The following is a 23,254-nucleotide window of genomic DNA, read 5'->3' on the forward strand; positions in this document are numbered from 1 at the left end:
TTGTTAAAGTCAGCCAAACCCACGTTTCTAATTGCCACCGGAATTAATACGCCTGCTTTCTTCCTCCGAAGCAGTCTTTCGTTGCCGGGAAGCCTTTACCTGGCTGCTACCAAAACGCCACGACAAATTTAACTTCAATTGCCTGCTTTCCCATTTACCATTGGCCACTACACGCTGCCCCGCAAAATCACTTTCCGACCACCATTGCAGCATATGAAACAGGTCACTTACAGAAACTTTAAACAACATACGCTCCCCCGCAAATGAATACTGCCCACCCGCATTTAACGTCCATTGCTTCCGCGACCTGAATGTGCCCTGGTTAATAGTCGGAGAGTTATAAAAACCGGATATTTCACCCGTAAAACGCTTGCTAAACTTATAACTATGCTGCATATATAAGTTTACACTCAACATGCCATGATCTATGGTTCGCCCCTCACCCAAATTAGCCCTGTAATGCGAATAGTTACTGCTGATACTTAAGAAACCAGTGTATTTGTTGTATTGTACAGGCAAACTTATATCCAGGCTAAACGCATCCTGGCTGGCCAGGTTTTCCCACGTCACATAAGCTTTAGACCGGTCCGCCGTATCAGGCAATTGCGTGAATACATCGGTAACACGACTATAGCCTAACGCAGTCGTAAGCTTGTATTTATATACATTCGTCATCCGCACACTATGTGTATATTGTGGCTTAAGCTGCGTATTGCCTTTCTCATAAGTATATTCATCGAGCTTAAACTCAAAAGGATTCAAATCTTTGTAAGCAGGCCGGTCTATACGCCTGCTATAAGACAACGACCACTGGTTCCCAGGATGCTTATTCCAGGTAATGGCAGCGCTGGGAAATAAATCCGTATAATTCCGCTCAAAGCTCGAATCATAAATAGCATAACTATCATTCACAATCCGGTGACCAATAGAAGTCCCCTTGGAATTGGTGTTTTCTACCCGCAGTCCTGCCTGTAGCATAACTCCCTTGAACTGCTTGTTATAATTCACATAACCAGCATTTATATTTTCATTATAATTGAAAATATTTGATCTTAAAGTATCCAGCGACTCCTTATTTGTCCAAACATTGTAACGAAGTAAATCATTATCGGAATCCACAAGGCTCGATTTTATACCTATCGAGAGTTTCCCCTTTTTGTAATCCTGTTCGTAATCAGCTCTTAAAGCATAAGTTTTGATATCGGTAGGCGTAGACATCCTGTAAACAGCCTTACTCATCACAGCAGAATGAGAAGGAGTATAATAAATGTTAGGTTGAAACTGGCCGGTACGCACAGTATAGCTGCCGTAATCTGCATCCACGTTAAACTCGTGTCCAAGTGTATCGGCAAAGCGGTAATTCAAATTCGTATTCAGGTTATTCCTTTTATCGTTGATCATATTGGCAGCCTCCAGCAATCGGTCCGGCTTTCCGGCAGGCGCATAACTGATAACATTGTTACTCAACATGTCGTAGGTACCCTTATTTACATTACCCATTACCGCTATTCCAAAAGTGTTATTCCTGTTGGCATAATAGTCTATACCACCACGAAAGGAATTACCCTCAAAAGTAATGGTGCGAAAAGCGTGTTGATCAAAAACAGAATCCAGCAGCTCCCTGTAGAACGTATTGGAAGATTCATTACGCGATTTATTATAATTATAATTGCCAAAAAAATTTAACTTCTTATTCCTGTGATTGATAGCAAAAGAACCATTGTATTTGGAATAAATACCAATATTGTATCCTGCCGAAACCGTACCATTCGTACCAAAAGCCTTATTCTTCTTTAACCGGATATTGATGATTCCGGCATTGCCAGCCGCTTCATATTTGGCCGAAGGATTGGTGATCAGCTCTATCGACTCTACCTGGTCCGACTGCATCGCTTTCAGGTAAGCACTCAGATCCTTGCCGGAAAATGGAGATGGTTTCCCATCTATAAAAACCTGTACGCCATTTTTGCCGCTGAGGCTAATATTTTCATCCTTATCTACCAACACACCAGGCGACCTGCGCAATAGCTCCAGCACATCATTCCCAATAGCATTGATCGTGTTCTCTACATTCACAATCGTCTTATCCGCCTTCACCTCTATCATCGGCTTCTTGCTGGTAACAGTAACACCCTGCAAATCAGCTACAGCCTTGGAAAGCACTATCGTCGAAACCGTTATCCCCGATTTACCGGTAACAACAAAAGCACCACTGAATCCCCGCACATAACCTATATAAGTGACATTCAAAAAATAAGTGCCTGCAGCAACTCCGGCAAACCGGAAGGCGCCATTTTTATCAGTGACTTCATTTTTCAGAACAAGAGAATCAGGTAAACGCAAAAGTGAAACTACTGCATGGGCTACAGGCTTATTATCTGCATCTCTTACAGTTCCTGAAATCTGTTGGGCTTGTGTAACATGGGCAAATAATAGAAACACAAGAATTGTGAGGGAGAAGTTGGGGTTCATGGCAAGTATATTTACAGAAAAAAACCTAAAATAAGAAGAGGCACCCCCATATAGCAAGCACACATATATTAACGGAATGAAATAAAACATGAGCGGTATCTGAACACAAAATACCCCTCCGGCCAATCTCATCGATCGCAGGAGGGGTATCGCCACAAGGTTATATATTATGCCTGGCTATATATTATGCCTGGCAAAAACTGCACAGCCCTAATTCCTTCCGCCAGGCCCTCCGCTGCCACCTCCATCGCCATTGATACGCTTGTTCTCTTCCTCCGTAGCCATCTTGCGCTGACGCGCAGCCTTCACCTGGCTGCTGCCAAAACGCCACGACAGGTTTAACTTCAGCAACCTGCTCTCCCATCCCCCATTGGCACGTACCCACTGACCCGCAAAATCACTTTCCCCCCACCAGCGCATGGTCTGAAACACATCGCTGACAGTAGCTTTTAACGTCATATTACCTTTCATGAACGAATATTGCGCTCCCACATCAACACCCCACATCTTCCGCGATTTGAACGTCCCCTGGAATATAGAGGGCGAATTGTAAAACCCCGACACTTCACCCGTGATATCTTTCGTGAACTTATAACTATGCTGCATATACAACAGCGCATTAAACGCACTAAGATCAACGGTGCGCCCCTCTCCAAACTTGGCTTTATAGTGAGAATAACTGCTGCTCAAATTGAAAAACCCTGAATACTTCTTAATCTGTACCGGCAAACTTATATTCAGGTTTACCACATCCTGGCTCGCAAGATTCTTACGGCTTATAAAAGCCTTCGAACGCTCCGCCGTATCAACCAGTGACGAAAATATGTCCGACACATGGCTATAACTTAATGCCGTCGTAAGCATATACTTATACACATGCGTTACCCGTACACTATTCGTATACTGCGGGTTTAGCCGCGTATTACCCTTCTCATAAGTATATTCATCGAGCTTGAACTCAAAAGGATTCAGATACTGGTAATTAGGCCGGTCTATACGCCTGCTGTAAGCCAGCGACCACTGGTTGGCAGGATCCTTATTCCAGGTAACAGCCGCACTCGGAAACACATCGGTATAATTACGCGTAAAGCTCGAATCATACCTGGCATAATCACCATTCAAATATTGATACCCGATAGAAGTGCCTTTCGCATTGGTGTTCTCCACCCGTAGCCCCACCTGTACCATCACACCTTTTAACTGCTTGTTGTAGTTCACATAACCAGCATTGATATTCTCATTATAATTGAAAGTATTCGATCGCAAAGAATCCATGCTTTCTTTACTGCTTAATACATTGTAACGGCCAAAATCATTATCGGCATCCACAAGGCTCGATTTCACACCCATCGAAAGTTTGCCCTTCTTATAATCCTGTTCATAATCCGCCTTTATAGCATAAGTATTGATATCGGTAGGCGATTTCATCCTGTATACAGCCTCACTTATAACAGAAGAACGTGATGGCGTATAATAAGTATTAGGCTGAAACTGGTCCGTACGCAAACGATATGCGCCGTAGTCCGCATCAATGTTCAACTCATGACCAAGCGTATCCGCAAACCTGTAGTTGAAATTAGCATTCACATTATTCCTTTCATCACTAACATTATTGCTTGCATCCAGCAAACGGATGGTCTTACCCGTAGGCCGGTAACTGATCTCCGTATTACTCCTCATACGATTGGTATGGCTGTTGATATTACCCATGACAACAAATCCGAAAGTATGATTCCTGTTGGCATAATAGTCAACCCCACCTCTGAACGCATTACCATCAAAGGTGCCAATATCCAAACTATGCTGATCAAATACAGAATCAAGCACTAACCGGTAAAAATCAGTAAAGGATTCATTACGAGCCTTATTGAAATTGTAGCTACCGTAATAATTGAGTTTTTTATTCCTGTGGTTGATGGCAAAAGAACTGTTGTATTTAGAAAAAATACCAACATTATATCCCGCCGAAAGCGACCCGTTCGTCCCAAAAGCCTTATTCTTCTTAAGCCGGATATTAATGATGCCCGCATTGCCAGCCGCCTCATATTTAGCCGAAGGATTGGTAATAAGCTCTATCGACTCCACCTCGCTCGACTGAAGCGACCTTAAATAGGCCGCAAGATCCTTACCCGAAAAGGGGGAGGGCTTGCCATCTATAAAAACCTGTACACCATTTTTTCCGCTAAGGCTCAGGTTGTCATCCTTATCAACCATAACGCCGGGCGATTTACGCAGAAGCTCCAGGGCGTCATTCCCAACAGCGTTGATAGTATTTTCAACATTTACAATTGTTTTATCCGCTTTCACCTCTATCATAGGCTTTTTACTGGTCACCGTAACACCCTGCAGGCTTGCAACAACCTTCGACAGCACGATAACAGGAACCGCGATCCGCGATTGTTTGCCAACCTTAATAACATTACTGAATGCAGAAGCATAGCCAATATGAGAAACACTTAAAAAATAAGCGCCTTCAGCAACTGTAACAAATTCATATACACCGCCCTTATCCGTTACCTCATTTTTTAAAATAACGGAATCAGACAAACGCAAAAGCGATACAACAGCCTGCGTTACAGGCTTATTATCAGCATCTTTTACAGTCCCTGAAATTTGTTGGGCTCCGGCTGCACTGGCCAGCAGCAAAAACATAAGAAGCACGAGATATTGGTTTGGGTTCATAGCGAGTTGATTTATCGAAGAAAAGGAAACAAAAATGCAGTGAAATAAACCCACTCGCCAGGCAAGTATGTATTAACGGCATGAAATAAAACATAAGTGGCAACCGGGCGATTTTTGTTATCTCCTGTTATTGCCGTATCTTTCCCCATCTATGTTATATGTGCGAACAAACCATAACATGGATCCCTTTGGTTGTGCCAGCGTAACTCACAAAAACCCAAATTCTATGTTTTCGACCCTGGCTCCTCAGCATCGGTATGCCATGGTGAAGTATATAGCAATCAGGATGACCGTGATGGTATGCTATTGTTATGTCTTTACACTAAGCGCAAATGCCCAAACCCCACCGGCCGGCTCGGCCGGCAAAAAAGGCATAGATACCAGTGCCGCTATCATCAATACAACCGGCCCCGCCAATACACATTCAGAAGATTCCGCCACAGTAAAACTTTCCAGGAAAGCCAGGAAACTCCAGGCTAAAGCCGATAAAAGAAGAAACGCCATCGCATTGGCCGAAGAAATCGCCTCCGCAGCGAGCCCCGCCACCGGCCTGCCCGGCGACAGCACCAGCCAGGCACATGACACCACAGGAAGCGGCAAACCGGCCAATAAAGGAGAGATCACCAAACTCGAAGACTGCGAAATCCCCTTCGAAATGGCCTACAACATTAAACATATGAGGCCCTCTGAAATGGATTCCCTCAAAATAGTCTTCCAGAAAATAGTCCTCGAAGAACAGGAAGAAAAGATCGTAACCATACGAATGCGCTTCTCCGATGACCATATCCACGGATACATGACAAAAGCACCTATTCACCACTCCAACAAATATGTAGTGGTGAATATGCCTATTAACGTAAAGATCCAATGGTGTTGCACACCCGATTCTACCCACCCGAAACACTGCGCCGCCACCTTCGCAGAAATAAAACACCTCGACTCTACAGAACACTGTACACGATGGACACAAACTGACGACGGCACCCATATGGTCGAACAGGTAGCAGCCGCCAAAGAACGCATCGATAAACGCTCCAAAAAGAAAAAACCATTCTTTGGCAGGGTAGTTGAGTTTTTCCAGTTTAAACCCAAAGAAAAATATATCCTGATTCCTGTAGATAAAACGTTCAGAGAGCTGCTGAAGCCGCCTGTCCAGAATACGGATAATCAGCATACAACACCAACCAAAATCAATCAGTTCTAAACCCGCTACGCACTGCAACTCATTTTAATAGTGAGTTAGTGTTAATTTCACATGATCCGGCTTCGGCTGCCTGCCAATAGTAGATTGATCTAACAGCGTGTAATTATGACAGCAGAACAACAACGTTTAAAAGCAAATGCAAATAGAAAAGTACCACTCGAACAATGGGGACCATATTTATCGGACCGGCAATGGGGTACAGTAAGAGAAGATTATAGCGAAAATGGAGATGCGTGGAATTATTTCCCTTTTCACCATGCCCACAGCCGCGCTTACCGATGGGGCGAAGATGGCATCGGCGGCATTTGCGATTTCTTCCAGAACCTCTGCTTCTCCGTTGCCATGTGGAACGGTAAAGACAAAATACTGAAAGAACGCTTGTTCGGCCTCGGCAACTACGAAGGCAACCACGGCGAAGACGTAAAAGAACTCTATTACTACCTCGATAATATTCCTTCGCATTACTATATGCGGATGTTATATAAATACCCGCAACAGGCATTCCCTTACACCGATCTGGCCGAAACAAACCGCAACCGCAGCAAAGCAGAACCCGAATACGAAATCCTAGATACCGGCGTATTTAACGACAACAAATACTTCGACGTTTATATCACCTACGCTAAATTCAGCAAGTGCGATATTGGAATTAAAATAGAAGTGGTTAACCGTGGAAAAACAGCGGCGCCCATCACACTGCTGCCTACACTATGGTTCTATAACCGCTGGCAATACGGTGGCGTAGAAAAGAAACCTTCCATCACCCGTGTGAATCACGGCACCGTGAAGGCAAAACATGAACGGCTGGGCTCCTATTATTTTTATTTCCCTAAAACAGAAGACCAGTTCTTTACCGAAAACGAAAGCAACAACGAAAAGCTCTTTAAAAAGCCTAACGCAGCCCCTTTCGTAAAAGATGCCATTAATGACGCCATTATAGAAAACAAGAATGTCGATCTGCTGCGCAAACTGGATAAAGGCACTAAGTTTTCACCCGTCTTCAAATATAAAGTGCCCGGAGGCGCCGCTAAAACGCTATACCTGCGCTTATCAGACAACCTGATAGACGAACCCTTCGCACACGGGTTCGAAGAAATTTTTCAGCAACGCAAAACAGAAGCCGACGACTTCTATAAAGCCATTTTACCCGCCCACATCACAGAACAGCAAAAGCAGATCCAGCGGCAGGCGCTCGCAGGACTATTATGGAGCAAACAATATTATCATTTTGATATCGAACGCTGGCTCTCCGTCCCCGATGGCATTTCACCGCTAAGCACCCAAAGAACATTGGGCCGCAATCACGATTGGCCGCACCTTAAAAACCAGGATATCATTCTCATGCCCGACAAATGGGAGTACCCCTGGTATGCCGCATGGGACCTGGCATTCCATTGCATCCCCATGGCCATGATAGACCCCACATTTGCCAAACACCAGTTGATCCTGGTAATGCGCGAATGGTATATGAAACCCGATGGCCAGCTCCCCGCATACGAATGGAATTTCAGCGACGTAAATCCCCCCGTACACGCCTGGGCCGCCCTGCAGGTCTATCATATCGAAAAAAAGAATACCGGTAAAGGCGACGTGGCTTTCCTGAAACGTATCTTCCAGAAACTGCTTATCAACTTTACCTGGTGGACAAACCGTAAAGACCCCAACGGCAATAACATCTTCGAAGGCGGCTTCCTGGGTCTCGATAATATAGGCGTCTTTAACCGCAGCATCCAACTGCACGGACAAATGGCCCTGGAACAGGCCGATGGCACCAGCTGGATGGGCATGTACGCCCTCAACCTCATGGATATGGCCATCGAAATTGCCATGCATGATATTTCATTCGAAGACACTGCCACCAAATTCTTCGAACACTTCATCCTCATCGCAGAAGCATTGAACGAACTGGGCATGTGGGACGACGAGGATAAGTTCTTCTACGATATGCTCGTAGCCCCAGGCACTCAACCATTGCGCCTGAAAATTCAGTCTATCGTAGGCCTTACAACCTTATTCGCTGTATCCATCATCGAAAAAACAGTATCCCGCCGCCTCGACGATTTCACCAAACGCATTACCTGGTTCGAAAACTACAGGACCAAAAACAATAAGTTCTGGCCCAACGAAGAACGCACAGGCAGCAACAATATTTTACTGTCGCTTATCTCACAGGAAAAACTCACCGCATTACTGCAACGCCTGCTGAACGAAACAGAATTTCTTTCCAATGGCGGCATAAGGGCGCTCTCCAAATACCATGAACAATACCCCTATTCCGTTCAGATAGATGGCGTAGAATACTCTATTCAATACGATCCCGGCGATTCCACCTCCAACTTTTTCGGTGGCAACAGTAACTGGCGCGGCCCCGTATGGATGCCCATCAATTACCTCATCATACAGTCCATCAAAAAGTTCGGCGAATTCTACAACGGCCGCCTCGAAGTAGAATACCCCACCGGCTCCGGCAAAAAAATGGAACTGAAAGAAGTCGCCGACGCCCTTACCAAAAGGGTAATAGGCCTCTTCGAAAAAGACCTTTCAGGCGCCCGCCCCTCACACGGCAAATACAACTGGTTTTACCAGCAACCGGGCAACGAAAACCTTATCCTCTTTTATGAATATTTCCACGGCGACACCGGCAGCGGCCTTGGCGCCGCCCACCAGACCGGCTGGACAGCTCTGGTAGCTTCACTAATAAGCGAAACAGCAGAAAAGAAAGATAAAAAACAATCATCCACCTGACAGCTCACCCTACCAGGTAATAACAACACTGCCCCGGCCCAACCCAAAACGAGGGCAGCGTTGTTATTATCCCAGCTTTCAACTGAAACGGCATCCTCCCAAACCACACCCACAAGAGCAGGCACAAAAACGCTATAATCACAATACCTGCAATTTCTCCATACACGCTAATAGGGCATATATGGCGCACCTCCTCTTGCCGGCGCAGAAATAATAAAGAGTATTTATCCTGCATCAGTTGATACGTCCGGCTAACTTGTTAAGCAACTCCCCTCCCTGAGTCACAATAAGCTGACTTGCATTAACAATATCATGTACCTCGGGGGCATGGCTTTTGCAGCACTCCACAGGCAAATTCATTTGTTAATATAAAAGCAAACACTATGTCAACACTCAACGGTAAAAAAGTAGCGATCTTAACCGAAAATGGTTTTGAAGAAGTAGAGTTAACAAGTCCCAAAGAGGCCCTGGAAAAAGCAGGCGCCACCGTGCATATCGTATCAAAACAGGAAGGAAAGGTCAAAGCCTGGGATCATGACCACTGGTCCATAGAATTACCTGTAGACGTATCTCTATCCGAAGCAATTGCAGAAGACTACGACGCCCTCCTGGTCCCCGGCGGCGTACTAAACCCCGACCAGATGCGCGGACAGCAGGAATATGTATCCTTTGCTACTCATTTCCTCGAATCGGGTAAGCCACTGGCCGCCATCTGCCACGGCCCGCAGTTACTCATCGAAACAGGCCTGCTCGAAGGCCGCAATATGACCTCCTACCCTTCCATTAAAACCGACCTCGTCAATGCCGGCGTAAAATGGGAAGACAAAGAAGTAATTACAGATAACGGCCTGGTAACCAGCCGCAGCCCCAAAGACCTGGAAGCATTTAACAAAAAAATGATAGAAGAAATTGCCGAAGGAGTACACGCCTAGGCATTAGCCATCCAACCTCAAAAAAAGAACTAAAAGCCTGTAATGCCGCCCGTATTACAGGCTTTCAATTTCCCGCCCACGCCCCTCCGGCACAGTAACAATTCCAATATCCCCCAACGAAAACTGCGCACATTTAATTTTATTTAAAATACGGATCCCTATCAAAATAAGTAGTAAATTTACTACCTTTACAATCGATCCTTATAGATCATTTCAACCGCTAACCATGAAATACAGCGAATTACATCGAAAGATTCGTCGTAGTGGCTGGACGCATATACGTACAGAAGGCAGCCACTACATTTACGAAAAGGAAGGGCGAACCTACCCTGTTCCTTTTCACGGAACCAAAGAGATAGGCGAAGGACTGAGAAAAAAAATAATAAAAGAAATGCAACTTAACTAACCTCATTCCATTAATAACAAACTCAAAATGAAAACAGTAAGAATTATCATCGAAAAAAGTAAAGACCACTACAGCGCCTATGCCGAAAATATAACCGGCATTTACGGAGCAGGCGATACGGTAGAGGAAGCCAAAACCTCGATCCTGGAAGCAATTCGTTTATTGATGGAAAACAATTCAGAAAAAAACATACCAGCCATTTTAAAAGGTGATTATGCACTGGTATTTAAATTCGATATGGAAAGTCTGCTAAAATACTACGGCAAAGTATTTACAAAATCTGCACTGGAACACATTACCGGCATTAACCAGCGCCAGCTGCAACATTATTCAAGCGGCCTCAAAAAACCAAGACCTGCTCAAAAAGAAAAGCTGCAAAAAGCGCTGCACGCATTAGGTAGCGAACTTATGTCGGTGGAATTGTAGCAACATCATATCTCATTACTTTTAATCCGGCATAACCATTATTCAAATGCAATAGTTCAATCTGCATTTATGCCCATTAGTACACAAAACAATCTAATTGGCATAAGTAAGCTTCTGCCGCTGACGGTAAATGACCGGCTGATTATATTGTATCGCAGGGTTCCAGTCAGGGCCGTTTCTAACAATGTTTAAAGCATGCTCATCAAGTTCGGGATATCCCGAACTGCTGCTTACCCGAACATCCGTAATATGCCCCTGCTTATCCACTGAAAAGTCGATTACCACATCTCCACCAATAGCGCCCTTCTTATACGCTCGCGGCTGGTTCTTAACCAGGCTTGCTGCCAGGTACTCGCGCCAGGCCTTATCACCACCGTTAAAAGTAGCCTGCTGCTGGTAAATAAAATCCGGAATGGGCCTGCCAATACTGTCTATCCCTTCTACCGCAACAAAATCCCCTTTTTTATCAAAGTGCACAACAGCCATAAGAGGACCACTTTTGTAATAATGATACAAAAGCACCATATTGCCCCTTTCATAAATAGCAGAATCCTTTAATCTGCCCGATTCATAATATATCCTGAACACGCCATCCATCATTGGGGTTTTGGCAGATGAATCCGTCAGTGTCTTATCATGAATAAGCACATTGTCACTGTAACGGTACTGGAACAAATGCCATCCATTACCCTCTTTTACCAGCTTATCTATAGAAGCTATGGAATCTTTGCCTGAAGTGGGCTTGGGATTAAGATTGTAACGATACACGGTATCATTCTGTGCAAACAACGCGCTGCCCCATAAAACAAGCAGCACTGCGAAAAGGGATTTCATGTTATAGGGTTTAGTACTGGTAAAAATTAAAGCTTCCTGTCCGGACGCAAATAAGGCGCCGGCAAGATAATATTTTCTTTTCACCGCAGCACTACACCCCCGCCGCAAAAGAGTCCGCCACCGTTTAAAGGAACTTAACCGTTACCCTCACCCCCTTCTACCGCAGGTCTAAGACATATCTGCGCCGCTTCCTGCGCAAGCATATCCTGCGCCTGCTGCTCACTGCCTCCCGCCGACAATATTTTACATGCTATGCCTGCCAACCGCCGGTAGTCCGCAAAGCAACGCTGCAGTTTGGGAATACCATTATAAGCCGCACTGGCGAGTATGGAAGCCTGCGCCATATTGGCAGCACTTTTACGGCTGCCCGCAAAAGCAGGATCCGAAAACCAGCGCTTCCCGGTGAGGTTGCTTTTCTTACGCAGAAATCCCTTCCCACCCCGCTTGTAAAAATTTAATTTACCAATAGTGCCTTCCCGTATTACAGGACCGGTTTGCTTTGCCATAACTTTAGAATTGTATCAATTATAATAGTTAAAACAAAAACATACTATGACTTTTATCATTAAATATATCTAAAGTATAAAAAACGCATCTGCTATTCCCGCTTCTTCGTAGCCCACAACAATTCACGCACATCTACATCCAGCGCCGCCGCTATCTCTACAAGGGTTTCAAGAGAAGGTTGCATATCATTAAGACACCAGCGCGAAACCGTAGCATCATGCCTTTGCATCTTCTCCGCCAGCCACTTATTGGTACGCCCCTGCTCCGCAAGAACTACCTTCAAACGATTGAGTTGTTTCGCAGCCATAAAATTGATTTTCTATAAACTAATATAACAACATAAGCGCATTATTTGATATAATAAGTTCATTAAACAGCACATTGTGCATAATTACACCATAACTTATTTATCTAAATCAACTAACTTGCTCACCTCTAATCACAAACCAATGAAACGCCATTTACCGGAACATCAAAAGGTCATTGCTAACGCAATAGCCCGTGCAGCAGGCATTTGTAAAGTTTATCTCCTGGGAGTTGCCACAGAATTGCAATCCTATTCCATTTTTAGTCATTGGGCATATACCGATATAAACTACAAGCCAGGCTTCAACCCAAACGCCTGTTTTGTATTCGTACTTATCGATGCCGAAGGACCACGTAGCATTCATGTAGTAAGAGAAAAGATCGAACGCCTTTCATTGCATAATGTCACTATTATCCCCTGGGTAATGTCACGCATTAAGTTCCGGCAGCTTTTAAATAGCGGCGATTATTTTGCGAATTGTGTTCACAACAATTCCCTTCTCTGGCACGATGCCATGCCCGAAGCTTTAATCAATAACGAAGAGCAAACCAATCGATCGGATACACATTTAAAACCTATACATGAAGAAGCAATAGCCTTCGCACAACGGGCGTATTCTTTTATGGCAGGCGTCGAACTGTATATGGGAAGAAAAGAATATGCACTCGCAGCCTTATTATTACACCAAAGCGCAGAACAGTTATTTACTGCCCTTATTTTCGCTCAAACAGGTTACAGGCCACAATCGCATAATCTCGAACGGCTGTATCAGTATGCACGTTTTATTTGTCCCGCACTGGCAGTAGTACAGCACGAAACGCCCGAATTCATACCTCAATTGTTGCAGTTAACCAAAGCCTACCTCGAGTCACGTTATGGTTCCTGCCAGGTTACCCAATTTACGCTACAGGCAGTAGCAGGCCGCCTGTATCAACTGCATCTTACAGTCACGGGAACGGCAAGCATAGTGCACAACGCCGCTTGAGTAACAGGTAATTACATAAAGACAGTTCATTTACCTTGACCGCTACATATTTCTGCGATATTGCCCTCCTACCTGGTATAAGGCATGCGTTATCTGCCCCAGGCTGCAGTATTTTACGGTTTCCATTAGTTCGGCAAATACATTCTTATTACTGGTGGCCGCTTGTTGTAAACGCAACAAGGCTTCCGTTGCCTTGCTGGCATTCCGCGCTTTAAAAGCAAGCAAATTGGCTATCTGCTGCTGCTTCTCTCCATCAGTGCTCCGTATCACCTCATTGGGGATCATAGAAGGACTGCCATTTTTATTCAGAAAGGTATTTACACCAACTACCGGTAACTCACCGCTATGTTTCAGGCTTTCGTAATACAGGCTTTCTTCCTGTATTTTATTCCGCTGGTACATTCGTTCCATGGCGCCCAATACCCCGCCACGTTGTGTGATACGGTCAAACTCCTGCAACACCGCCTTCTCCACAAGATCCGTAAGCTCCTCTATGAGAAAAGAACCCTGGGTGAAATTCTCCGTTTTCGCGCTGCCTAATTCCTTATTGATGATCAGCTGAATAGCCATGGCGCGGCGTACACTTTCTTCCGTTGGCGTAGTGATCGCTTCGTCGTAGGCATTGGTATGCAAACTGCTGCAATTGTCGTATATGGCGTACAACGCCTGCAGTGTCGTACGTATATCGTTGAAATCTATTTCCTGGGCATGCAAACTGCGGCCGCTGGTCTGAATATGATATTTCAGCTTTTGCGATCTGTCGTTTCCTTTATACTTGTACTTCATAGCCTTCGCCCATATACGGCGCGCTACACGGCCTATCACACTATACTCCGGATCCATACCGTTGCTGAAGAAAAAGGAAAGATTCGGCGCAAAATCATCGATGTTCATACCCCGGCTCAGGTAGTACTCTATATAAGTAAAGCCGTTGGCCAGCGTGAATGCCAGTTGGGTAATAGGGTTGGCCCCCGCTTCAGCAATATGATAACCACTGATACTTACACTATAGAAGTTTTTTATTTTTTCATCGATGAAGTACTCCTGTACATCGCCCATTAGTTTTAGCGCAAATTCAGTAGAAAAAATACAGGTATTCTGAGCCTGGTCTTCTTTTAAGATATCAGCCTGTACAGTACCACGCAAATTTTGAACGGCCTCAGCTCTTATCTGTGCATAGATCTCTGTAGGCAACACTTCATCACCACTTAAACCCAGCAGTTGTAACCCCAGCCCATTGTTGCCGGCCGGCAATGGTGGGCCTGTTATATTCTCGTTAACGCCACCATCTGATACCACATTGGTTTCATGCTTGCCGGAACTGCCATTATAACGGGGCTGCTGCGTTCCTTCGAATTTTTGGCTAACCAGCTCATTCACCCTTTGCCAGCCCTCGTTGGCTGTGATATATTTTTCACATTGCTGATCGATAGCTGCATTCAGGAAGAAAGCCAGCAATACAGGAGCCGGACCGTTTATGGTCATGCTCACCGAAGTTTTGGGATCGCAGAGATCAAAGCCGCTGTATAACTTTTTGGCATCGTCAACCGTTGCAACGCTTACCCCCGCATTGCCTATTTTACCATAGATATCAGGACGTTCATCGGGATCTTCCCCATAGAGCGTTACACTGTCGAAGGCAGTGGACAGTCGCTTGGCGGGTTGTTCAAGCGACACATAATGAAATCGTTTATTGGTTCGCTCAGGACCACCTTCACCGGCAAACATACGCGTGGGGTCCTCGCCTGTTCTTTTCAACTCAAACACGCCGGCTGTATAAGGAAAACGGCCCGGCAGGTTTTCCTGCAATTGCCAGCGCAAAAGATCACCCCAGTCATTGTAGGCAGGCAGTATCACTTTCGGGATGCGCGTGCCGCTCAATGAATGAGAAACCAGCGATTCCCGGATGAGCTTACCACGAACCTGGTATTCCAGTGCATCCTGTTTATAATGTTCCTGTAATACAGGCCAGTTTTCCACGAGCTGCAAACATTGCGGATGTATCTGGCTCTTTGTTTCAGCCAGCAGCAACATAAGCGCCTCCGTCACCTGATCCCCTTTTGCCGGCAGCGCCTCTATTGTTCCGTTTAACTTGTACCATAACGAAGCCAGCTTTACCTGTTCTGCTGCCCAGGAATCATAATCACGGATAGCAGAGGCAATATCACTGAGATAACGGGTTTTATCAGCCGGGATAATAAGAGAAGATACAGAAGTTTCACCGGGTATATCGGGAACCGCACTCCCGAACGTTACGCCGCTTTTGGTATGTACGAGCTGCATGATGCCGGCAAAAAGCCTGTTCATCCCCACATCGTTGAACTGCGCAGCAATGGCGCCCAATACCGGCAACGAGTCGTTGGAAGCCGTCCACAGTTGACGGCTTCGTTTATATTGTTTCCGCACATCGTCGAGAGCATCGAGTGCCCCGGCTTTGTCGAATTTATTGATCACGATAAAATCAGCATAATCGAGCATATTGATCTTTTCCAGCTGCGAAGGCGCGCCATATTCGGGCGTCATCACATAAAGACTGAGATCGCAATAATCAAGTATGGCGGCATCACTTTGTCCCACGCCGGCAGATTCAAGAATGATAAAGTCATACCCGGCATTCCTGCAAATATCGATGGCATCCTGAACACAGTGGCTAAGGGCCTTATCTGCATCCCGGGTAGCCAGCGAACGCATATAGGCACGGGGAGAACTGATGCTGTTCATCCTGATTCTATCGCCAAGTAAAGCGCCGCCGGTTTTCTTCTTCGAAGGATCTACCGAAATAACCGCAATGGTCTTATCAGTATAGGTATGCAGGAAACGGCGTACCAGCTCATCGGTAACAGACGATTTCCCCGCGCCGCCCGTACCGGTAATGCCCAATACAGGGGCAGGCCGTATCGCTTCTGTAGGGCCAACCGCCAGCTTCATTCCCTGACCAGCCGCTCCCTGTAGCTGCAAACCAGTTTCAGCCATCCTCTGGCCCGGCTCCGATGCCTGTATTACTGACACAGTTGCCTCTTCACTTAACGCAGGCATCTGAAAAGCTTCTTCATTTTCAGCCAATGTAACAGCACGCGCAATCCTGCGGATATCGGCGCTCTCGTTAAGCGGTTTCTTCCCGTTCCAGCAGGAAGAGGCATTGTTAAATGCCGTTACGGCATCAGCAGAAACACAATGCGACAACAGATCAGAGATCATACCCTCCAGCCCCATAGTACGACCATCGTCGGGACTATAGATCCGTGTGATGCCATAATCATGCAGTTCTTTTATCTCATGTGGTAAAATGGTACCTCCGCCGCCCCCAAAGATCTTTATATGATCACAGCCATTTTCACGAAGCAGGTCTTTCATGTACTTGAAGAACTCTATATGACCGCCCTGGTACGAAGTGATGGCTATAGCCTGTACATCCTCTTCAATAGCCGCCTCCACTATTTCAAGCACACTGCGGTTGTGCCCCAGGTGTATGATTTCGGCACCCTGCGACTGCAGGATCCTGCGCATGATATTGATAGCGGCATCATGCCCGTCGAATAAGGCAACGGCTGTTACCAGTCGTATTTTAGCTTGAAGACTCATTGGCAATTATGTGTTTTCGTTCCCTAACAATCGTTAGCCAAATATAACCTAATGTTGCCAGGATTTGAGATTTATCATAGGGAAATAAGTACAGGCCATGTACCTTTAATACCTAAACGATTCTTACTATGTCTTTTGAAGTACGCATATCAGGCAATAACACAGATCAGGCAATCATTTTAGAGGATACAACCAGCGGCACCAAAGCAGAGATATACCGTTTCGGAGCTTTGCTTAATAACTTTTCAGTGGTGCTGGAAAGTGGCTTGTTTAATACAGTAGATGGCTTCCAAAACCCGGCCGGCGCTACGCAAACGATTACGCCCTTCTTTCAGAGTGCAAAACTCAGCCCCTTCCCGTGCCGGCTGAAACTGGGTAAATACCATTTCGGCGGCAAAGACTTCACGATCCAAAAATATTACGACGCTCCAAATGCATTACACGGCCTCTTATACGATGCCGTTTTTGATATAGTGAGTACCGCTTCCGATGCCTCAGGCGCTTCGGTAACACTCCAACACCACTACAACGGCAGTGATGCAGGATATCCCTTTAACTATGATATCCAGGTGATATGGGAACTGAAACAGGGTAATACCTTAACGGTAACCACAACGGTTACACACGAGAACCCAACAGCCATCCCTATTGCCGATGGCTGGCATCCGTATTTTAAACTAGATGATACCATAGATAGCTGTACGCTTCAGTTCAACAGTAACTCCATGCTGGAATTCGATGCAACGCTCATTCCTACAGGTAAAATACACGACGACAAACGCTTCGCTGATCCCGCTGTACTGGAAGGCATTTTCCTCGATAACTGTTTTGCATTGGATACCACCGTTCAGCAACCGGTTTGTATCCTCGAAGGCAAACAACTGCGCCTGACCATCATTCCGGATCAAAGCTATCCCTACCTGCAGCTTTATACGCCATCGCATCGTAAAAGCATTGCCATCGAAAACCTGAGCGCCGCACCCGATGCCTTTAACAATGGCATTGGCTTAATGCGCCTCGAAAAGAATACCCCGGCTATATTTTCAACAACATACAGATTAGAAACCATTTAATTCAGATGAACAACCAGGAACAACAAGTAAAAAAGGCTTTCGAAGAAAAGTTCGGGGCGGCGCCACGACTGTTTTTTTCACCCGGCCGCATCAACCTGATAGGAGAGCATGTTGATTATAATGATGGCTTTGTAATGCCTGCCGCAATCGATAAAGGTGTTGTATTCGCTGTTGCCCCCAATAATACCAGCAAATTAAGGGTGCATAGCATTGATATGAAGGAAGACCTGGAGGTTGAACTCAGCGATATTAAAAAGAAAGAAGGTTGGCCTAACTATATATTGGGAGTAGTAGACCAGTTCCAGAAACGCGGTTTACCCCTGCAGGGATTCGACGTAGTATTTGGCGGCAACCTGCCCTCAGGAGCCGGCTTATCCTCTTCCGCTGCTGTAGAATGTGGCCTCGCTACTGCCTTAAATACCATTTTCGACCTGAAACTCAACAGGGTTGCTATCGCACAGCTATCCCAAAAAGCAGAACATACTTTCCCCGGCGTTAACTGCGGTATCATGGACCAGTTCGCCAATATGATGGGAGAAAAGGATCATGTGCTGCTGCTCGACTGCACCAGCCTCGAATATAAGGCGCTGCCTTTGCAGATCCCCGGGTATGTGATCATGCTCATTAACTCCAAAGTAAGCCATTCCCTGGCCAGCGGTGAGTATAATATCCGTCGCCGCCAGTGCGAAGAAGGCTTAACTATCCTCAAACAACATTATCCCCAGGCTAAAAGCTTCAGGGATATAACGCCCGAACAGGTAAAACAGGTTAAAGAACACCTCGATGCCGACGTATACCGCAGATGCTTGTATGTAACCGAAGAAATTACACGCACACAGGCAGCTGCCAGCCTCTTGCAACAAAATAAAATACAGGAGTTCGGACAACTGATGTTTGCCACACACGAAGGTTTGAGCAAATTATACGACGTAAGCTGCCCTGAACTCGATTTCCTGGTAGAACAGGCACACCAGCATCCTGGCATTATCGGCTCCCGTTTAATGGGTGGCGGATTTGGAGGCTGCACCATCAATATAACAAAGGCCGATGAAGCGGAATCTATCGCAGCTGCTATTTCCGACGTTTACACATCCAGGTTTAAACATGCACCGGAAGTGTACATTATGCAAACCGGCGATGGTACTTACGAAATGCTTAGCCAACTTTAATTTCCCGCATTTTAACCAGGAGTTAAAATGCAGTTTATAAAAATACAGGAACACAAAACAGCCGGTCATTTGCCACACTGCATGGCAGATGAACCGGCTGTTTTTTAGTCTGCACCCTTTGCCTATGCCAGGCTTACAGTAGCTATAATACTGATTTCTACGTTCACATTTTTAGGCAGTGTTTTAACCGCCAATGTTTCACGGGCAGGGAAATCGCCTTTGAAATAAGCGCCATATACCTCGTTAACAGTGGCAAAATGTGCCATGTCGCTCAGGTAAATATTGGTTTTCACTACGTGTTCAAAAGTAAGTTTAGCCTCGTCAAGCACCGCCTGGAGGTTCTTCATTACCTGCTCCGCCTCATCCTTGACAGAGCCCTGTACCAGCTCATTGGTAGCAGGATCAATAGGAATTTGACCACTTACGAATAAAAGCTCACCGGTTTTCACAGCCTGGCTATAAGGGCCAATGGGGGCTGGCGCCTTATCGGTTTTAATGATTTGTTTAGACATAGTATTTGATTTGCCGGCAGCAATTTACGGTCATTATTATAAAAGTTTCGGTAAACATTGTACTTTAGCTTTTGAAACGTACCGGAAACTTAAGCTTGTCGTATGCAAATAGCAGTGAGATCCTATGCCTGGCAACAAGAGGCATTGGAACATAAAGGTTTTGGCAGTGCCCGGATCCGGTTTATAACCAGACCGGAAGAACTGAGCCAGGAACACTTTGATGTGGTGATCGACCTGCTGTATACTCCCGGAACTACTTATCCTCTTTTACCTGTGAATACCTTACTGTTGGTACACGCCGTAACCGCAACCTGTAAAAGGCTGCCGGAAGGGGCTGTACGGCTAAATGCATGGCCGGGCTTTTTGCAGCGGCCGGTGATGGAATTGGCAGCAACAGACGGTAATTCAAAGGCGCGCACAGAAGAGTGTATGGCTTGTTTGGGATGGCAGTACGAATGGGTCGCCGATATTCCAGGCTTCATAAGCAGCAGGGTTATAGCTGCCATCATCAATGAAGCTTATTTTGCCCTGGAAGAAGAACTGAGCAGCGCGGCCGAAATAGATACCGCCATGCGCCTCGGCACCAACTATCCTTTCGGACCTTTTGAATGGGCACAACGGATAGGGGTAAATCAGGTTTATGAATTACTCAACATAATGAGTACTGAAGATGAACGTTATACGCCGGCCGCCTTACTGGCTTCGGCAGTATCATAAAGGGAGTTTATAAATGGCTGCAGGAAAATTGTAGCTTGCATATTAATTGAGAGTATGGCGCTTATTTTAAATATTGATACAGCTACCGAAAGAGCCGGTGTTTGTTTAAGCATGAACGGCAAGGTGCTGCACGAACTGCAACATGAGGATCAAAAGAATCATGCAGGCTTTGTACAACCTGCTGTCAGCGACCTTATGTTGAAATCAGGCTATAAGCTGGCCGATCTCGATGCCATAGCAGTAACAGCCGGCCCCGGCAGTTATACAGGCTTGAGAGTAGGCCTGGCTACAGCTAAAGGACTCTGTTTTACTTTAAGCAAGCCATTGCTGATGGTCAATACCCTTGAGGTAATGGCACAGGCAGTATTAAGGGCAGAAGCTCCTGCTTCTGATAGGCTACTATGTCCTATGATAGATGCCCGGCGGATGGAGGTGTTTACCGGAATGTATACCACTCAGCTACAGGTAGTACAATCTCCCTCAGCTGTTATTTTAACAGACGAAAGCTTTAAAGAAATACTGGACAAACAGGTCGTAATGTTCACAGGAAACGGAAGCACTAAATTCAAAGAGATCATCACCCATGATAATGCGCTCTTTAGCAATGTGCAACACGAAGCCGGTGACCTTGGCGTACTTGCAGAACTTGCGTTCCGGAATAACCAGGTTGCAGACCTGGCATATAGCGAACCGTATTATCTTAAAGAATTCTTTAACCCAACAATGAAATAATTAAAAGCTGTTTAAAACTGAGGGAAAACCAGGGTTACGTGCAATTCGTAACAATATATTTATAATATCTTTACAATGAATTATTTTTTTAACACATTTTCTTTACCCAATGAACGCCCTGCAAAGTACAACTAACGATGCCAAAGGGGGTGTAAAAGTAGATTACATCCACCTGAAGAAAGCGGCCCTCATACTTAGGGCGCTAAACCATAAATTGCGTCAGCAAATGGTAAAATTGCTGGACGAGAACAAACGTATGACCGTAACGGAGATATATGTAAAACTCCGCCTCGAGCAGTCGGTTGCCTCTCAGCATTTAGCTATCCTGCGCCGTGCCGGTATTGTCGCCACGCAAAGGGATGGAAAGTTCATCTACTATGGCGTTAATTACAAGCGGCTCCAGGAAGTGAACGACTTCGTTGAGCAATTGGTAGCTTAAGCTTCACTGCCCTCAATTCCAATATCTACATTTATGTAGCCTGGCCCACTCAGGCATTTTAACATTCCTGGCTTAGATCATGATTTGTATCTTTGCCAAAAGTTATTGTCATGTACGTAGAGCAATTGTACACGGGATGCCTGAGTGAGGCGGCTTATTATATAGAAAGTGAAGGAGAAGCGGCTATTATTGATCCGTTACGCGATATCGACGCCTACCTGCAACTGGCCGCTAAAAGAAATGCCAGCATAAAATATATCTTCGAGACTCATTTTCATGCCGACTTTGTGAGCGGACATATAGACCTCTCACAAGCAACAGGCGCTCCCATTATATACGGACCAGGCACTGTAGCCGGCTTCAAACCTTATGTGGCAAAGGACCAGGAATTCTTTACTTTAGGCAAACTCCAGATCCAGGTACTGCATACTCCAGGCCATACGCTGGAAAGCACTTGCTACCTGCTGAAAGATGCTTCCGGTAAAGACTATGCCATCTTCACAGGCGATACCTTATTCGTCGGCGATGTTGGCCGCCCCGATCTCGCCCAGCAGGGAACTGAATTAACCGTGAGCGATCTGGCAGGCATGTTATACGATAGCCTGCAGCAAAAGATCATGCCATTGGCTAACAATGTAATTGTATACCCTGCACATGGCCCCGGTAGCAACTGCGGCAAAAACCTCGGCCCCGAAACGCATAGCACCATCGGCGATCAAAAACAGCACAACTATGCGCTGCAGCCACAAAGCAAAGAAGCGTTCATTAACGCTGTAACAGAAGGACTTGGCACCCCACCGCTTTATTTCCCCATTAACGCAAGAATTAACAAAGAAGGTTATACCAATTTGGATACGATCATTGAACAAGGCTTACAACCTTTAAGCGTAGCCGCTTTCAAAGAAAAGCAGGCCGAAACGGATGCTATTATGCTGGATACAAGACCCGGCCCCATGTTTACCGTAGGCTTTGTTCCCGGCTCCATCTTTATTGGACTGGAAGGCCGCTTCGCCGAATGGGCAGGCAGCCTGTTACCTTTCGATCAGCCTATCCTGCTGATCACAGAAGCAGGACAGGAAAAAGAAACCCTGATCCGCCTGGCACGCGTTGGCTTCGATAAGATCATAGGCTACCTCGAAGGCGGATTTGAAGCCTGGCAGCAAGCCGGTGAAACCATAGACATGATCATCGACGTAGAAGCCGATGAACTCGCCATGGACCTCCCCTTCGATGAAAACCTGGTGGTAGTGGATGTTAGAAAAGAAGTGGAATTTGCCGACGGACATGTAAAAGATGCCATTAACCTTCCGCTCGCCAGCTTAACCGATCCCGGTAACCTGGCCGACTTCCACGATACGCACAATCTTTATATTCATTGTGCTGCAGGTTATCGCAGCGTAATAGCTGCTTCACTTATCAAACGCCAGGGCATTCATAACCTGCGTAATGTAGTAGGCGGCTGGGCACGTATCAAAGAAGAAACAAAGATCCCCACCGAAAAAACAGCTGAAATTCTTAACTAAGTATAAC

General features: G+C 45.7%; 19 protein-coding genes. 12 read left to right on the forward strand and 7 right to left on the reverse strand.

Features of this window, described 5'->3' with window-relative positions; genetic code table 11:
* Window positions 1-27: 27 nt before the first annotated feature.
* Together ESB13_RS15120 and ESB13_RS15125 are read right to left on the reverse strand one after the other, a co-directional pair.
* Window positions 28-2,472, reverse strand: a complete 2,445-nt coding sequence (locus ESB13_RS15120; RefSeq protein ID WP_129004475.1) for a TonB dependent receptor — start codon at window positions 2,470-2,472, stop codon at window positions 28-30.
* Window positions 2,473-2,682: 210 nt separating this feature from the next.
* Complete coding sequence (locus tag ESB13_RS15125) at window positions 2,683-5,154, reverse strand: TonB-dependent receptor domain-containing protein (protein WP_246022565.1); 2,472 nt, start codon at window positions 5,152-5,154, stop codon at window positions 2,683-2,685.
* A gap of 226 nt (window positions 5,155-5,380) precedes the next feature.
* Between ESB13_RS15125 and ESB13_RS15130 the strand changes: the two genes are divergently transcribed.
* From ESB13_RS15130 to ESB13_RS15150, 5 genes are all read left to right on the forward strand, one after another.
* Window positions 5,381-6,358, forward strand: a complete 978-nt coding sequence (locus ESB13_RS15130; RefSeq protein ID WP_129004476.1) for a hypothetical protein — start codon at window positions 5,381-5,383, stop codon at window positions 6,356-6,358.
* A gap of 105 nt (window positions 6,359-6,463) precedes the next feature.
* On the forward strand, window positions 6,464-9,103 hold the full coding sequence (locus ESB13_RS15135) for an MGH1-like glycoside hydrolase domain-containing protein (RefSeq protein ID WP_129004477.1): 2,640 nt from the start codon (window positions 6,464-6,466) through the stop codon (window positions 9,101-9,103).
* Window positions 9,104-9,486: 383 nt separating this feature from the next.
* Complete coding sequence (locus ESB13_RS15140; RefSeq protein WP_129004478.1) at window positions 9,487-10,035, forward strand: type 1 glutamine amidotransferase domain-containing protein; 549 nt, start codon at window positions 9,487-9,489, stop codon at window positions 10,033-10,035.
* 226 nt (window positions 10,036-10,261) lie between these two features.
* Window positions 10,262-10,441, forward strand: a complete 180-nt coding sequence (locus tag ESB13_RS15145) for a type II toxin-antitoxin system HicA family toxin (protein ID WP_129004479.1) — start codon at window positions 10,262-10,264, stop codon at window positions 10,439-10,441.
* Between the two features lie 27 nt (window positions 10,442-10,468).
* A complete protein-coding gene (locus ESB13_RS15150) occupies window positions 10,469-10,867 on the forward strand; it encodes a type II toxin-antitoxin system HicB family antitoxin (protein WP_129004480.1) in 399 nt (132 codons plus the stop codon).
* Window positions 10,868-10,960: 93 nt separating this feature from the next.
* Here ESB13_RS15150 and ESB13_RS15155 read toward each other — a convergent pair whose 3' ends face one another.
* The 3 genes from ESB13_RS15155 to ESB13_RS15165 form a co-directional block, all read right to left on the reverse strand.
* Complete coding sequence (locus ESB13_RS15155) at window positions 10,961-11,701, reverse strand: energy transducer TonB (protein ID WP_129004481.1); 741 nt, start codon at window positions 11,699-11,701, stop codon at window positions 10,961-10,963.
* Window positions 11,702-11,835: 134 nt separating this feature from the next.
* Window positions 11,836-12,207: a hypothetical protein gene (locus tag ESB13_RS15160; protein ID WP_129004482.1), complete on the reverse strand. Its 372-nt coding sequence runs from the start codon at window positions 12,205-12,207 to the stop codon at window positions 11,836-11,838.
* Window positions 12,208-12,299: 92 nt separating this feature from the next.
* Window positions 12,300-12,515, reverse strand: coding sequence for a helix-turn-helix transcriptional regulator (locus tag ESB13_RS15165; RefSeq protein ID WP_129004483.1), 216 nt, complete (start codon window positions 12,513-12,515; stop codon window positions 12,300-12,302).
* Window positions 12,516-12,657: 142 nt separating this feature from the next.
* Between ESB13_RS15165 and ESB13_RS15170 the strand changes: the two genes are divergently transcribed.
* Window positions 12,658-13,500: a HEPN domain-containing protein gene (locus ESB13_RS15170; RefSeq protein WP_129004484.1), complete on the forward strand. Its 843-nt coding sequence runs from the start codon at window positions 12,658-12,660 to the stop codon at window positions 13,498-13,500.
* A 42-nt stretch (window positions 13,501-13,542) separates the two neighbouring features.
* Here ESB13_RS15170 and ESB13_RS15175 read toward each other — a convergent pair whose 3' ends face one another.
* Entirely contained in the window at window positions 13,543-17,082 is a 3,540-nt protein-coding gene (locus ESB13_RS15175) for a methylmalonyl-CoA mutase family protein (RefSeq protein WP_129004485.1), read from the reverse strand.
* Between the two features lie 128 nt (window positions 17,083-17,210).
* On the opposite strand from ESB13_RS15175, the gene ESB13_RS15180 reads away from it, so the two are divergent.
* Together ESB13_RS15180 and galK are read left to right on the forward strand one after the other, a co-directional pair.
* Window positions 17,211-18,155, forward strand: a complete 945-nt coding sequence (locus tag ESB13_RS15180; RefSeq protein WP_129004486.1) for an aldose 1-epimerase — start codon at window positions 17,211-17,213, stop codon at window positions 18,153-18,155.
* A gap of 5 nt (window positions 18,156-18,160) precedes the next feature.
* Window positions 18,161-19,324 carry a galactokinase gene (gene galK / locus ESB13_RS15185; RefSeq protein ID WP_129004487.1) on the forward strand — a complete coding sequence of 388 codons (1,164 nt, stop codon included), beginning with the start codon at window positions 18,161-18,163 and terminating at the stop codon, window positions 19,322-19,324.
* 122 nt (window positions 19,325-19,446) lie between these two features.
* On the opposite strand, the gene ESB13_RS15190 is transcribed toward galK, so the two are convergent.
* Window positions 19,447-19,836 (reverse strand): RidA family protein, encoded by a 390-nt coding sequence (locus tag ESB13_RS15190; protein ID WP_129004488.1) that lies wholly within the window; start codon window positions 19,834-19,836, stop codon window positions 19,447-19,449.
* Between the two features lie 102 nt (window positions 19,837-19,938).
* On the opposite strand from ESB13_RS15190, the gene ESB13_RS15195 reads away from it, so the two are divergent.
* The 4 genes from ESB13_RS15195 to ESB13_RS15210 all read left to right on the forward strand — a co-directional run bounded on the left by ESB13_RS15195 (window position 19,939) and on the right by ESB13_RS15210 (window position 23,247).
* Window positions 19,939-20,553, forward strand: coding sequence for a 3-hydroxyacyl-CoA dehydrogenase family protein (locus ESB13_RS15195; protein WP_129004489.1), 615 nt, complete (start codon window positions 19,939-19,941; stop codon window positions 20,551-20,553).
* Between the two features lie 54 nt (window positions 20,554-20,607).
* Window positions 20,608-21,285: a tRNA (adenosine(37)-N6)-threonylcarbamoyltransferase complex dimerization subunit type 1 TsaB gene (gene tsaB, locus ESB13_RS15200; protein WP_129004490.1), complete on the forward strand. Its 678-nt coding sequence runs from the start codon at window positions 20,608-20,610 to the stop codon at window positions 21,283-21,285.
* Window positions 21,286-21,394: 109 nt separating this feature from the next.
* The gene (locus ESB13_RS15205; RefSeq protein WP_129004491.1) at window positions 21,395-21,724 is read left to right on the forward strand and encodes an ArsR/SmtB family transcription factor; all 330 of its coding nucleotides are present in this window, start codon (window positions 21,395-21,397) and stop codon (window positions 21,722-21,724) included.
* A 110-nt stretch (window positions 21,725-21,834) separates the two neighbouring features.
* Window positions 21,835-23,247, forward strand: a complete 1,413-nt coding sequence (locus ESB13_RS15210) for an MBL fold metallo-hydrolase (protein WP_129004492.1) — start codon at window positions 21,835-21,837, stop codon at window positions 23,245-23,247.
* Window positions 23,248-23,254: the final 7 nt, after the last annotated feature.

The sequence above is a fragment of the Filimonas effusa genome, assembly GCF_004118675.1.
Taxonomy (GTDB): domain Bacteria; phylum Bacteroidota; class Bacteroidia; order Chitinophagales; family Chitinophagaceae; genus Filimonas; species Filimonas effusa.

Bases quoted from the DNA above. Each gene is read 5' to 3' on its own strand.
- ESB13_RS15190 (WP_129004488.1), bottom strand. From the start codon at position 19,836: ATGTCTAAACAAATCATTAAAACCGATAAGGCGCCAGCCCCCATTGGC.
- ESB13_RS15195 (WP_129004489.1), top strand. From the start codon at position 19,939: ATGCAAATAGCAGTGAGATCCTATGCCTGGCAACAAGAGGCATTGGAA.
- ESB13_RS15130 (WP_129004476.1), top strand. From the start codon at position 5,381: ATGTTTTCGACCCTGGCTCCTCAGCATCGGTATGCCATGGTGAAGTAT.
- ESB13_RS15205 (WP_129004491.1), top strand. From the start codon at position 21,395: ATGAACGCCCTGCAAAGTACAACTAACGATGCCAAAGGGGGTGTAAAA.
- ESB13_RS15155 (WP_129004481.1), bottom strand. From the start codon at position 11,701: ATGAAATCCCTTTTCGCAGTGCTGCTTGTTTTATGGGGCAGCGCGTTG.
- tsaB (WP_129004490.1), top strand. From the start codon at position 20,608: ATGGCGCTTATTTTAAATATTGATACAGCTACCGAAAGAGCCGGTGTT.
- ESB13_RS15120 (WP_129004475.1), bottom strand. From the start codon at position 2,472: ATGAACCCCAACTTCTCCCTCACAATTCTTGTGTTTCTATTATTTGCC.
- ESB13_RS15145 (WP_129004479.1), top strand. From the start codon at position 10,262: ATGAAATACAGCGAATTACATCGAAAGATTCGTCGTAGTGGCTGGACG.
- ESB13_RS15140 (WP_129004478.1), top strand. From the start codon at position 9,487: ATGTCAACACTCAACGGTAAAAAAGTAGCGATCTTAACCGAAAATGGT.
- ESB13_RS15175 (WP_129004485.1), bottom strand. From the start codon at position 17,082: ATGAGTCTTCAAGCTAAAATACGACTGGTAACAGCCGTTGCCTTATTC.
- ESB13_RS15165 (WP_129004483.1), bottom strand. From the start codon at position 12,515: ATGGCTGCGAAACAACTCAATCGTTTGAAGGTAGTTCTTGCGGAGCAG.
- ESB13_RS15135 (WP_129004477.1), top strand. From the start codon at position 6,464: ATGACAGCAGAACAACAACGTTTAAAAGCAAATGCAAATAGAAAAGTA.
- ESB13_RS15125 (WP_246022565.1), bottom strand. From the start codon at position 5,154: ATGAACCCAAACCAATATCTCGTGCTTCTTATGTTTTTGCTGCTGGCC.
- ESB13_RS15170 (WP_129004484.1), top strand. From the start codon at position 12,658: ATGAAACGCCATTTACCGGAACATCAAAAGGTCATTGCTAACGCAATA.
- ESB13_RS15150 (WP_129004480.1), top strand. From the start codon at position 10,469: ATGAAAACAGTAAGAATTATCATCGAAAAAAGTAAAGACCACTACAGC.
- galK (WP_129004487.1), top strand. From the start codon at position 18,161: ATGAACAACCAGGAACAACAAGTAAAAAAGGCTTTCGAAGAAAAGTTC.
- ESB13_RS15210 (WP_129004492.1), top strand. From the start codon at position 21,835: ATGTACGTAGAGCAATTGTACACGGGATGCCTGAGTGAGGCGGCTTAT.
- ESB13_RS15160 (WP_129004482.1), bottom strand. From the start codon at position 12,207: ATGGCAAAGCAAACCGGTCCTGTAATACGGGAAGGCACTATTGGTAAA.
- ESB13_RS15180 (WP_129004486.1), top strand. From the start codon at position 17,211: ATGTCTTTTGAAGTACGCATATCAGGCAATAACACAGATCAGGCAATC.